The following is a 10975-nucleotide window of genomic DNA, read 5'->3' as shown; positions in this document are numbered from 1 at the left end:
CGGCGGCCACGGTGATGGCGGCGTTGGCGGCGGCGGCAATGGCGGCCACGGCAACGGTGGCGGCAACGGTAATGGCAACGGCAGCGGCGGTGCTGGAAACGGTGGTGCCAACGGCGGCGGCAATGGCAACGGTGGCCACGGCAATGGCGGCGGCAACGGCAATGGCAACGGCAGCGGCGGTGCCGGAAACGGTGGTGCCAACGGCGGCGGCAATGGCAACGGCAGCGGCGGTGCCGGAAACGGTGGCAGCAATGGCGGCCGCGGCAACGGCGGCCATGGCAACGGTGGCGGCAACGGCAATGGCAACGGCAGTGGTGGCGCCGGCAACGGTGGCGCGAACGGCGTTGGCAACGGCAACGGCAATGGCGGCAGCAACGGCGGCCATGGCAACGGCGGTGGCCACGGCAACGGGAACGGCAACGGCCACTGACCCGCGCAGCGCCGCCAGGCGCTGCAGAGGTCAGAGCATTTCGAGCGCGCGTTTGCTGCGCGGCGGACGGAAATATGCGTCAAGCTGCGCGCGCTCGTCATCGCTCAGCACGAGATCGAGCGCGGCGCGGTTGTCGCGCACGTGCTCGATCCGAGCGGCCTTCGGGATCGCAAACACACCAGGCTGCGCGAGCACCCACGCGAGCGCGACGCGCATCACCGAAACGCCGCGCAACCGTGCGATCTCGTCGAGCGGCGAATGTTTCGGCAGGCGCGCGTGATCGACCGGACTATAGGCCATCGCCGGCATCCGGCGCGCGGCGAGCCACGGCAGCAGGTCGAACTCCGCGCCGCGCCGCGCGATGTTGTAGAGGATCTGGTTGGTCGCGCACGCGGCGCCGCCCGCGTCGTCGACGAGTTCTTCCATGTCAGCCGTGTCGAAATTGCTCACGCCCCAGTGGCGGATCTTGCCCGCGCGACGTAGCGCTTCGAACCCTTCGACCGTCTCCGCGAGCGGCACCGAGCCGCGCCAGTGCAGCAGATAGAGATCCAGACGATCGGTGCGCAGGCGCTTGAGGCTCGCGTCGCATGCCGCCACGACGCCCCGGCGGCTCGCATGATGCGGGTAGACCTTGCTGACGAGGAACACGTCGTCGCGCAAGCCGGCGAGCGCCTCGCCGACGAGGTTCTCGGTCGCGCCTTCGCCGTACATCTCGGCGGTGTCGATCAGCGTCATCCCGAGCGCGACGCCCTCGCGCAGCGCGGCGATCTCGTCCGCGCGGCGGGAAGGATGCTCGCCCATCTCCCAGGTCCCCTGCCCGAGCTTCGGGATCGTCTCGCCGTCAGGCAGGACGACCGTGGCGATCGTGTCTGTCATGCGTTCCTCGCTGCGAAATCGTGGCCGCACGCGGCGGCAATGGTATCGAATACGACGCATCAGTGTAGCCATTCGGCGCCGCGACCGACTGTTGCACGGCAAAAACCGGCTATAACGGCGCCGCATGATGACTTAGAATGGCCGCAACCTGATCGACAACCATTCCATGAAGGCAACGACGGACGACCGCTGGCAGGACCTGCGCCCCGACCCGGACAACGACACCCCGCTCTATCTGCAACTCGCCCGCAAGCTCGGCGAAGCGATTCAGGACAACCGCTGGACGGCCGGCGAAGCGCTGCCGTCCGAGCGCGTGCTGTCGGAAGCGCTCGGCGTGTCGCGCATCACCGCGCGCAAGGCGATTGCGCTCCTCGTCGAGCAAGGGATGATCCGGCGCACGCAAGGCGCAGGCAATTTCATCCAGCTGCGCTACGAGGATCCGCTGTCGCGCCTGTCGAGCTTCAGCGAGATGCTCGAACGTCGCGGGTTCAAACCGAGCTCGCAATGGCTCGCGCGCGAAATCCAGCCCGCGAACCGCGACGAAGTGATCCAGCTCGGCCTGTCGCCGACGGCGTCGGTTACACGATTGAAACGCCTGCGCCTCGCGGACGGCATCGTGATGGCCGTCGAGAACTCGACATTCCCCGCGACCTTGATTCCCGATCCGCAGGCAATCGGCGATTCGCTGTACAGCTACCTCGAAGCGCGCGGCACGCCGATCGTGCGCGCGCTGCAGCATTTCCGCGCGGTCAACGCGACCGACGAGATCGCTCGGCAGATGGGCATCGCACCGCACGACGCACTGCTGCTGATCACCCGGATCGGCTACACGGCCGACCAGCGTGCGATCGAGCTGACCGACACCTATTGCCGGAACGACTACTACGACTTCGTCGTCGAGCTGCGCAAGTAAGCGCGGGCGCGCACGTCCGTCATTCCATCCATCGCGCCTCGTCAGTGCCGAGCGGCACGGGCGGCAGCGCAAAGAACGGCGGCGTCGCCGACAGGCGCTCCGCCGGCCGCACCGCATCGATCGCGCCGAATGGCGATGCCGTCCGGTCGAGCCGGTCGCGCACGTCGTCGGGCATCAGGTCGGGCGCGTGCGCACCGTCCGGTACGAGACCGAACGACTGCAGCCAACGGCCTGTCTGTGCGAGCGACAGCCGCACGTGCCAGCTCCCTCCTTCGCGCGCGCGGCGCGCGAGCGCCATCATCGCGCCGAACGCCGCGAGATAGCCGCTCGCATGATCGAGCGCCTGGCACGGCAGGTGACGCGGCCGGTCCGCGTGCGCCGCGTGCTGCTCGCGCCACGCGATCCCGCTCGCCGACTGCACGAGGCTGTCGAAGCCGCGCCGACGCGACCACGGCCCCGCATGCCCGTACGCGGATATCGATACGTATACGATGCCGGGCCGCGACGCGGCCAGCGCCTGCGGCGCAAATCCGCGCGCCGCGAGCGCATCGGGCCGGTACGCTTGCAGGAACACGTCCGCGTCGCGGGCAAGCTGCCGCAGTGCATCGACGCCCGCGGCATCGCGCAGGTCGATCCATGCCGAGCGCTTGCCGCGTCCGTTGTCGATCACGAGCGGCGCGATGTTCGGCAGGTGCGGACCGTTCACGAGCAGCGTCTCTGCACCATGCGACGCGAGCGTGCGGCCGGCGACCGGGCCCGCGATGATGCGCGTGAGATCGAGCACGCGCACGCCGGCGATCGGCCGCGTCGCGTCTGCCCGGCCGATCGGCTGCACGGGCGCGTCGCCAATGCGCTCGATCTCGAACAACGGCAGCGTCTCGACGGCACGCGCCTGCTCGTGCGCGACCCATTCGTCGGGCATTCTGATCAATGCCGCGCAGAGTCCGGCATCCGCGAGCGCAGTGTCGAGCGCCGCGCCGTCCCATGTGCGGATCGCCGCGGCAACGTCCGCAGGCGTGTCACCGCATTCGAGCACCGCGAGGATGCCGCGCAGGTGATGCGGGAAATTCGCGTGCAACTGGATCCAGCGCGCATCGCGCGTCGCGTAGAAACCGGTCACCGGATGACGCAGTTCGGGCGGCGGTCCGTCGTCGACGCGCAGGTAGCGCTCGCTGCGGAATGCGACGAGCGCGTCGCGCACCGACACATCGACATGCTGCGCGACGCCCGTGCGAAGGCGATGGCACTCGGCGGCGGCGAGCCCGGCCGCCGCGATCGTCGCCGCGGCGAGCGTGCCGACGTGGAATACGGACGGCAGCGCAGGGTCCTGCCCGGTGACGGCGACACGCGCGAGCGCGCCGGGGTCACCCTGCGCGAGTTGCCACAGATGCGTCAATGCGAGTGCGGGAGTCATGATCGTGCGCGAGTGAGCGGGATACGAAATCGAGTCTAGATTTCACCGCGCGTGCGTTCAATCCGGATCGAGCAAATCGTGACGTGACGCATCGCCGTGCCGCGGCCGCGCATGCGTTCGCTCCGCCGGCGGCTTGCCCGCTTGCTCGCTACGTCGGCAGTGACGCGGCGGCCTGACGGCGGCGCCAGCCCCACGCGGCGACACGCTGCCGCCATGCGTCGGCGCGCACGGCCGCCGGCGCGTCCCGGGGACCAAACGCGAAGGTCGCGCCGCGGGGCCCGGCACTGATCCAGACCCGCATCCCGCGCGCGAACACGAGCGTCTCGCCCGGCAGCAGCCAATGATCGGCCAGTTCGCCTTCGACCGTCACCCACAGCTCGCCGTCCGCCACCTGCAGCGACGTGCGGTCGATCATCCGCCACCGCCCGGCGGGCTCGTCGCCGTCCAGCACATAGAGTCGCAGTTCACGCATGGCTGTCTCCTGGTCGGGTCGTCGGATAGGGTCAGTATTCCGGACAGTGGCAGCACACGAACAGATACGATCGCAGACACTTTCGACTGAACTGTACTGGCCAGCCGGCGGACGTGCGTCCGGTCGGTGGGGTCGGGGCATCGATCTGCCCGCCGGACACCGGGTCGAAACTGCACGGCAGGACGGCTTTCCCTACAATGTCCGCTGTCCCGCGTTCGCGCGCCCCGCCCTCGCCGTCATGTTCCAACACCCGCCCGCCACCGCCTCCGCCGAAAAAAACCTCACCGTCATGCTCTGGCTCGTCGCGACGGGCTTCTTCATGCAGACGCTCGACGCAACGATCGTCAACACCGCGCTGCCGTCGATGGCCGCGAGCCTCGGCGAATCGCCGCTGCGGATGCAATCGGTCGTGATCGCGTATTCGCTGACGATGGCCGTGATGATCCCGGTGTCCGGCTGGCTCGCCGACACGCTCGGCACGCGGCGCGTGTTCTTCAGCGCGATCCTGGTGTTCTCGCTCGGCTCGCTGCTGTGCGCGAACGCGCACACGCTGCCGCAACTCGTCGCGTTCCGCGTGCTGCAGGGGATCGGTGGCGCGATGCTGCTGCCGGTCGGGCGGCTCGCGGTGCTGCGCACGTTTCCGGCCGAGCGCTACCTGTCCGCGCTGTCGTTCGTCGCGATTCCCGGCCTGATCGGCCCGCTGATCGGTCCGACGCTCGGTGGCTGGCTCGTTAAGATCGCGTCGTGGCACTGGATTTTCCTGATCAACGTGCCGGTCGGCGTCGCCGGCTGCGTCGCCACCTGGTACTCGATGCCCGACGCGCGCAACCCGGCGGTCGGGCGCTTCGACCTGAAGGGCTACCTGCTGCTGACGATCGGCATGGTCGCGATCTCCCTGTCGCTCGACGGGCTCGCCGACCTCGGCATGCAGCACGCGGCGGTGCTCGTGCTGCTGATCCTCAGCCTCGCGTGCTTCGTCGCCTACGGGCTGTACGCGGTACGCGCGACGCAGCCGATCTTCTCGCTCGAGCTGTTCAGGATCCACACGTTCAGCGTCGGCCTGCTCGGCAACCTGTTTGCGCGGATCGGCACCGGCGCGATGCCGTACCTGATCCCGCTGCTGCTGCAGGTGAGCCTCGGCTACACCGCGTTCGAGGCGGGCCTGATGATGCTGCCGGTCGCGGCTGCCGGGATGTTCTCGAAGCGCTTCATCACGCACCTCATCATGAAGCACGGCTACCGCAAGGTGCTGCTCGCGAATACGATCATGGTCGGCGTGATGATGGCGAGCTTCGCACTGATGCGCGACGCGATGCCGGTGTGGCTCAAGGTGGCGCAGCTCGCGCTGTTCGGCGGCTTCAACTCGATGCAGTTCACCGCGATGAACACGCTGACGCTGAAGGATCTCGGCACCGGCGGCGCGAGCAGCGGCAACAGCCTGTTCTCGCTCGTGCAGATGCTGTCGATGAGCCTCGGCGTGACGGTCGCGGGCGCGCTGCTCGCGACCTTCACCGGCATGCTGCGCACGGTGACGCCGAGCAACACGCTGCCTGCGTTCCATGCGACGTTCATCTGCGTCGGCCTCATCACCGCCGCGTCCGCGTGGATCTTCGCGCAGCTCGCGCCGGAGATTCGCGGCGCCGCGCGCAGGACCGATCCGTCGGAACGCGCGTGATCCGTGCGCGCGGCGCGACGCAAGCGTCGTCGCGGCGCGCCGCGCACCATGACGGTGCATCGACGGCACCGGCGGCGGCCATCCGCGCCGCGCTCGGTGCCGCGGCGGGCTGACGCACCGGCCGCCCGGTTGCGCACACTTCTTGCTCACCTATTCTGTAGGTAAACTGGCAGCCTTCCCTCGGCCGACATCATGAGCATGATCGACATCGATCCCCCCGGCTTCCAGCCGCCCCGCCCCGTCGCCGGCGACGACGGCAACCGGCGCACCGTGCTGTATGGCGGCTACACCGTGTTCAGCGTGTTCCAGCCGGTGTTTTCCGTGTCGCACCGGCGCGCGATCGGCTATCACGCATCGCTGCGCGCGCACGACGAGGAGAGCCGCCAGGTCGCATCGCACGAGGTGTTCACGCAGGCCGCGCGGCGCGGCGACCTGCTCGAGCTCGGCCGGCTCGCCGAATCGCTGCACCTCGGCAATTTCCATGCGTTCGACAGTCATGACGAATGGCTCTTCCTGAGCCTGCATCCGGCCGCGCTGATGGATACCGTCTACGGCGACGCGCTGCTCGCGAACCTGAAGGCGCTCGGTCTGCCGCCGCATCGCGTGGTGCTCGAGGTGCCCGAACAGGCGGGCGGCGAGACGCCGCGCTATGCGGCGATCGTCGACGGGCTGCGCAAGGCCGGCTTCCTGATCGCGCTCGGCGGCTTCGGTGCGAAGCACTCGAACATCGATCGCGTGTGGCACCTGCATCCCGATATCGTCACGCTCGACCGCGGGATCCTCGCGCAGGCGAGCGAACACTCGCACCTCGAGCGCGTGTTGCCGGGGCTCGTGACGCTGCTGCACGAATCCGGCCAGCTCGTGTTGATGGGCGGACTGTCGACCGAGCGCGACGCGCTGATCGCGCTCGAATGCGACGTCGATTTCGTGCAGGGCCAGTACTTCGCCGGCCCAAGCGTCGAGCCCGTGCAGCCGCAGGCCGCGGCGGGCTGCATGGACACGCTGTCGGCCACGCTGCGCGTGCGCGTCGCGGAACGCGAGCGCCAGCAGGCGACGCGGCTCGCCCCGTATGTGGCCGCGCTCGAGGAGGCCAGCACGAAGCTCGCCACGGGCGCGACGCTCACCGACGCGGCCGCGATGGTGCTCGGCCTGCCCGAAACCGCGCGCTGCTTCCTGCTCGACGCATCGGGGCGCCAGATCGGCGACAACGTGATTGCGCGCGGCAGCGTGTCGCAACGCGCGAAGCGCTTCCGCCCGCTGCTGCATTCGGAAGGCGCGAGCTGGGAACGCCGGCCGTACTTCATCCACGCGATGCGCGCGCCGGGCCGCGTGCAACTGACGCCGCCATATCTGTCGATCAACGAGGCGCACCTGTGCGTGACTGCGTCGATCGCCGCGCCCGTTGCCAGCGGGATGCAGGTGCTGTGCGTCGACATCAACTGGGAAGCGGCGCTCAACCGCGAGTGAGCGTCGCGGCGCCGGTGCCGGCACGGGTGCCGACGCTGGTGCCAACGCGGGCGCCACCTAACGCGGCCCGCAGGCGCCGCTCCCCGTCACGCTGACGACGGGTTTGCGCGCTCCGCAACGTCAGCCTTGCGGACGATCAGCCGGTGCACGCGCTTGCCGGACGACGCGCTGACGACGTCGTGCTCGTCGATCACCCGTACGCCGGCGCCGAGCGCGGCGCGCATCCGGGCGCCGTCGAGCGCCGTGTACAGGCGCCCGCGCTCGTCGCGCAGCGACCCGTTCGCCGCGACCCGCCAGCTCATGTACAGCGTGCCGCCGGGCATCAGCAGCTCGACGAGCCGCGCGGCGGCCGCTGCCGCTTCCGCATGATCCAGATGCATGACGACGGTCTCGCACAGCACGTTGCGGAACGCGCCGGACGGCACGCCGGCGAGCGCGGGTAGCATCGCGTGTTCGAACAGGAGATCGGGATGGCGCCGCCGCGCCTCGTCGAGCAGTGCGGTACTCGCGTCATAGCCGCGCACGTCGAAACCGCGCGCCGCGAGCCACGCGGTGTCGCGCCCCGCGCCGCAACCGACGTCCGCCGTCAGTCCCGGCGCGAAATGCTGCTCGAGCAGCGCGTAGATGTCGTCGGGCGGGCCCTCGTCGAGCCAGATCTGCGCGTAGTCGGCCGCGTAAGCATCGTAGGCATCGAGAGTCGGGCGATCCACCATGGCGATTGCGCTCCGCAAAGGCGTCACATGACGCGACCCTAATCTTATCCCTTGCGCGGCGCGCAAGCGCGTCGCGCGACGCCGACGCGGGCTCGCACCGCACACGCGTCGCATTCACGCGGCGCGGCGCTCACCCCGCCGTTGATCCACTCGATTTCGGTCGGCCGGCGCGCGGCCAGATCGTCGGACATCGACGAGCACGCGATCGGCACGTTCACACGTGCACGTCGTGCGTGCCGCCGTGCACGGGCCCGGCCCGCTTCTCTACCGCGCGCCGCACGTCGCCACGCAGCCCCGCGAAGAACGCAACCTCGGCCACGACGAACAGCGGCCCGACCATCAGGCCGACGAGATCGTCGACGAACGCAGGCTTGCGCCCCTCGAACCAGTGTCCGACGAACTGCACGATCCAGCCGACGACGAACGCGCCGATGCCGATCCCGAGCCATTGCGCGGTCGGCAGCGCCGCGAGCGTCTGCCCGGCCCACAGGCCGAGCGCGAACAGCGCCGTCATCACGATGCCGAAGCGCAGGTCGACACGCAGGTAGAACACGGCGAACGCGATCGCGAGCAACAGCGCCGGCGACAGCGCGACGCCCGCGAGCGTGCCGAGCGCGGGCCGCGACAGCAGCACCTCGACCGCGAATACGATCATCGGAATGCCGACCAGGTGCGTCGCGATATTGCGCGCGTCGCGGTGATAGGCCGCATATTGGGAAAGATGGTCTTCGAGCGTTTTCATCGCGTCTCCTCCTCGTTCGTTGCGCGCTATGATGCCCGTCACGCCCGAGAACCTCTGTCGGCTACCCGACATCGCGCCGCCCATGCCTGAGCCCCTCGACCGCTTTCTGCCGCAACTCGACGCACACCCGTGGTTTGCCGCGCTGCCGCACGCGGTGCGCGCGGAGCTGCTCGCGCATGGCGCGCTGCGGCGGCTGCCGGCCGGCCACGCGCTGTTCCGCCGCGGCGACCCGCCATGCGGGCTGTATGCGGTGCTGGGCGGTTCCCTCACGATAGGCGCGGTCGATCCGCAGGGCAAGGAAGCGATCCTGACGGTGGCCGAGCCGGTCACGTGGTTCGGTGAGATCGCGCTGTTCGACGGCCTGCCGCGCACGCACGACGCGATCGCGCTCGACGATGCGCTGCTGCTGCACGTGCCGCAGGCGGCGCTGCTCGCGATGCTCGACGCGACACCGCAATACTGGCGGCAGTTCGCACTGCTGATGGCGCAGAAGCTGCGGCTCAGCTTCCTGACCGTCGAGGCGATGAGCGTGATGCCGGCCGCGCAGCGGCTTGCCGCGCGCCTGCTGATGATCGCCGACGGCTACGGCGGCATCAGCGCCGGCCGCACGCGGATCCGGATGTCTCAAGAAACGCTCGCGGCGATGCTGTCGCTGACGCGGCAGACCACGAATCAGTTGCTGAAGTCGCTCCAGGCAGACGGCGTCGTGCGGCTGCACGTCGGAGAAATCGAGCTCGTCCATGTCGATGCGCTGCGCCGCGCGAGCGGGCTGCCGGGCGACGCGAGGTAAACATCGAAACCCGGCGTCAAAACCCAGCGGCGCAACCCTGCGCGGCCGCCGGGCCGCACACCGTGCGACGCATCCGGCACGCGATGCCGGCCTGCGCGCGTCCGTCGCTATGCCCGCGCCGCCGCGCCAATGCTCACGACCGCCCCGGCTGCCCGCGCCACGCGCGATTGCCGTCGTGCGCCGTTTCCCCGCGTCGCCGCGTTCCGGCCATCAACAGCAGCGCCGCGCCGATGAAACCGAACAACGCGAGCGACAGCATGCCGGCCTGCGGATGCCCGACCGCGCGTTCGGCGAGGCTCTTCAGATTCGGCGCGACGAAGCCGCCGAGATTGCCGATCGAATTGACGAACGCGATCCCGCCCGCCGCGGCCGCGCCGCCGAGATAACCGGTCGGCAACGTCCAGAACAGCGGCTGCACCGCGACGAATCCCGTCGCGGCGACGCAGAACGCGATCAGCACGACGGGCAGGGACGTACCGAGTGCCGACGCGGCAATACCGGTCGCGGCAAGCGCGAGCATCGCGGCCGCCCATCCGCGATGCCGGCCCGAACGATCCGCGTGCCGCGTGACGGCGAACGTGCCCGGAATCGCCACGCACCACGGAATCGCAGTCAGCAAACCCACGGTCATGCCGACGTGACCGCCCGTCAATCCGGCGATGCGCGTCGGCAGGTAGAACACGACGCCGTACACGCTGATCTGGATCGCGAAGTAAATTGCGCTGAAGAACAGCACGCGCGGATCGCGCAGTGTGGCAATCACCGATGCGGGGCCGTGCGCGCGCTTGCGCGCGTCCTCATCGCCGAGCGTCGCCACGAGCGCCGAGCGCTCGTCGGCCGACAGCCAGCGCGCGTCTGCGGGCCGGTCGGTCAGGTAGAAGAACGCGATCACGCCGACCGCGGAAGCCGCGAGCCCTTCGACCGCGAACATCCCTTGCCACGCGTGCAGGCCGAACGGCATCGGCAGGTCGAGCAGCCAGCCCGACGCCGGGCTGCCGAGCACGAGCGCGAGCGGCAGCCCGAAATAGAACAGCCCCATCGCCTGCGCACGGATGCGCGCCGGGAACCAGTTCGACAGGAACAGGATGATGCCGGGGAAAAAGCCGGCCTCCGCGATGCCGAGCAGCACGCGCAGCAGGTAGAAGCTCGCCGCGTCGTGCACGAACGCCGTGCACGCGGACACGATGCCCCACGTGAGCATGATGCGGCTCATCCACACGCGTGCGCCGAAGCGATGCATCAGCAGATTGCTCGGCACTTCGAACAACGCGTAGCCAACGAAGAAGATGCCCGCGCCGAACGCGAATGCTGCGTCGCTCAGGCCCGTATCGGCCTGCAGCACGTTCTTCGCGAATCCGACGTTCGCGCGATCGACGAACGCAAGCACGTACATCAGCACGAGAAACGGCAGCAGCCGCAGGCGTGCCTTGCGGGTCGCGGCGACGAGCGCCGGCGAATTCGTGACAGGTGACAGATTCATCGT

The 10975-nt window shown here is 69.4% G+C and carries 11 protein-coding genes; 5 read left to right on the top strand and 6 right to left on the bottom strand.

Features of this window, described 5'->3' with window-relative positions; translation table 11 throughout:
- A partial coding sequence (locus DID96_RS05735) for a hypothetical protein (RefSeq protein ID WP_185732178.1) occupies nt 1-430 on the top strand: 430 nt, incomplete at its 5' end.
- Nucleotides 431-460: 30 nt separating this feature from the next.
- On the opposite strand, the gene DID96_RS05730 is transcribed toward DID96_RS05735, so the two are convergent.
- The gene (locus tag DID96_RS05730; protein WP_124598285.1) at nt 461-1306 is read right to left on the bottom strand and encodes an aldo/keto reductase; all 846 of its coding nucleotides are present in this window, start codon (nt 1304-1306) and stop codon (nt 461-463) included.
- A 166-nt stretch (nt 1307-1472) separates the two neighbouring features.
- Here DID96_RS05730 and DID96_RS05725 point away from each other — a divergent pair, with 166 nt between their 5' ends.
- Nucleotides 1473-2219: a GntR family transcriptional regulator gene (locus DID96_RS05725; RefSeq protein WP_124598284.1), complete on the top strand. Its 747-nt coding sequence runs from the start codon at nt 1473-1475 to the stop codon at nt 2217-2219.
- 19 nt (nt 2220-2238) lie between these two features.
- Here DID96_RS05725 and DID96_RS05720 read toward each other — a convergent pair whose 3' ends face one another.
- A complete protein-coding gene (locus DID96_RS05720; RefSeq protein WP_124598283.1) occupies nt 2239-3633 on the bottom strand; it encodes a CoA transferase in 1395 nt (464 codons plus the stop codon).
- Between the two features lie 148 nt (nt 3634-3781).
- Nucleotides 3782-4105: a DUF2917 domain-containing protein gene (locus DID96_RS05715; protein WP_124598282.1), complete on the bottom strand. Its 324-nt coding sequence runs from the start codon at nt 4103-4105 to the stop codon at nt 3782-3784.
- Between the two features lie 238 nt (nt 4106-4343).
- Here DID96_RS05715 and mdtD point away from each other — a divergent pair, with 238 nt between their 5' ends.
- Both mdtD and DID96_RS05705 read left to right on the top strand, forming a co-directional pair.
- Nucleotides 4344-5780: a multidrug transporter subunit MdtD gene (mdtD, locus tag DID96_RS05710; RefSeq protein ID WP_124598281.1), complete on the top strand. Its 1437-nt coding sequence runs from the start codon at nt 4344-4346 to the stop codon at nt 5778-5780.
- A 192-nt stretch (nt 5781-5972) separates the two neighbouring features.
- The gene (locus tag DID96_RS05705) at nt 5973-7247 is read left to right on the top strand and encodes an EAL domain-containing protein (RefSeq protein ID WP_124598280.1); all 1275 of its coding nucleotides are present in this window, start codon (nt 5973-5975) and stop codon (nt 7245-7247) included.
- Nucleotides 7248-7333: 86 nt separating this feature from the next.
- Here DID96_RS05705 and DID96_RS05700 read toward each other — a convergent pair whose 3' ends face one another.
- Both DID96_RS05700 and DID96_RS05690 read right to left on the bottom strand, forming a co-directional pair.
- Entirely contained in the window at nt 7334-7960 is a 627-nt protein-coding gene (locus DID96_RS05700; protein WP_124598279.1) for a bifunctional 2-polyprenyl-6-hydroxyphenol methylase/3-demethylubiquinol 3-O-methyltransferase UbiG, read from the bottom strand.
- A 214-nt stretch (nt 7961-8174) separates the two neighbouring features.
- Entirely contained in the window at nt 8175-8702 is a 528-nt protein-coding gene (locus tag DID96_RS05690) for a DUF962 domain-containing protein (RefSeq protein WP_124598278.1), read from the bottom strand.
- An 82-nt stretch (nt 8703-8784) separates the two neighbouring features.
- Between DID96_RS05690 and DID96_RS05685 the strand changes: the two genes are divergently transcribed.
- Entirely contained in the window at nt 8785-9492 is a 708-nt protein-coding gene (locus DID96_RS05685) for a Crp/Fnr family transcriptional regulator (protein ID WP_124598277.1), read from the top strand.
- Nucleotides 9493-9625: 133 nt separating this feature from the next.
- Here DID96_RS05685 and DID96_RS05680 read toward each other — a convergent pair whose 3' ends face one another.
- Nucleotides 9626-10972: an MFS transporter gene (locus DID96_RS05680; RefSeq protein WP_124598276.1), complete on the bottom strand. Its 1347-nt coding sequence runs from the start codon at nt 10970-10972 to the stop codon at nt 9626-9628.
- Nucleotides 10973-10975: the final 3 nt, after the last annotated feature.

This window comes from Burkholderia sp. Bp8963, from assembly GCF_003854275.1.
GTDB lineage: Bacteria > Pseudomonadota > Gammaproteobacteria > Burkholderiales > Burkholderiaceae > Burkholderia.
This window is presented reverse-complemented; position numbering and strand designations above follow the sequence as displayed.